1 pseudogene is annotated in these 1,289 nt (G+C 61.2%); it reads left to right on the plus strand.

Going from position 1 to position 1,289, the window contains the following annotated elements:
• A pseudogene (locus IL252_RS17235) lies at nt 1-1,114 on the plus strand (ISH3 family transposase); the annotation flags it as partial.
• Nucleotides 1,115-1,289 lie beyond the last annotated feature (175 nt).

Below are 1,289 nucleotides of genomic sequence, written 5' to 3' on the forward strand. Positions count from 1 at the left end.
TTCCTCGTCAACCGACTTGACGAGGAAGTCTCTCTGAGCCTCGCCAACAACGCTGAAATCGACGCTGAGGACATCTACGAGGTCCTCGTCGGCGCATGCGCCGACGGGACCTCGGTCTCTACGCTGTGTGGTTCCAGCGAGAACGCACCGCCTGCAAATACGATCCTCTACCACCTGCGGACGAAGTTCGAGCCGGAACGGCTCGAACGAGTCGCTAACACGCTTCTTCGGCGAGATATCGTCGAACTGCTCCCCGGGCAGGTGGAGGTCTGCGCAGACCTCCATTTGCGGCCCTACTACGGTGACGAAGACGACACAGACGGCCTCTACCACTCCGAGGCCAAGCGCGGGACCACCGCGTTCCATGCCTACGCCACACTCTACGCGCGTGTGAAGAACAAACGCTACACGCTGACGGTGCGCCGTCTCGAAGACGGCGACACCGCCAGCAGCGTCCTCGCGGAGTTTCTTGGAGTACTCGACGGCCTTGACACCGAGGTCAAGGCCGTCTACCTCGATCGCGGCTTCTACGACAGCAAGTGTCTCACGCTACTCCAAGCGCACAACTACGCGTACGTAATGCCGATCATCCGGTGGGGTGAGGCGATTCAGCAGGAACTCTCGGAAGGGTGGAGTCGCGTCATTCAACACGACCTGACAGGGAAACTCGACGGTCACAGCTGTGACCGTCGAGTTTCCCGTCTACATCGACTGTACGTACCTGAATGGACGGTACGACGAGCATGGCGTGGCACGTCACGGCTACGCCGCTGACGCGCCGTTCATCGACACACCACGCCAGGCTCGACACCACTACAGCAAACGCTTCGGTATCGAGTCGAGCTATCGCTTGTCCGAGCAAGCGATAGCGACGACAACGACACGAGACTCCACGGTGAGACTGCTCTACGTCGTGGTGAGCCTGCTGTTGCAGAATGCGTGGCGGTATCTCCACTACGAATACGTGGCGACGCCCCGCCGAGGCGGGCGTCGCCTCTGGTGGTGGCCCTACAAGGAGTTCGTCAATATGGTTCGGCGGGCTGCGTGGACGGCCCTCGCGGTGCGTCGGGCCGTCCCCGCAAACCGGCCACCTGACGACCGGTTCCACCGGTAGTCACCGACCGAGCAAGCCTCTTCACAAGTGGCAACGCTGTCGCGTCGGCGGCGAAGCGCCGCCGACAGCGACAGCTCCGCCTTCGATCAGTGCTGTCCAACCGCTATCGACGACTCATCACGACAAAACAGGTAACTTAGGTCCGGCTAACTGGCGATGCTTTGTGAGGTACTGA

This window comes from Halomicrobium sp. IBSBa (genome assembly GCF_017612575.1).
Classification (GTDB): Archaea; Halobacteriota; Halobacteria; order Halobacteriales; family Haloarculaceae; genus Halomicrobium.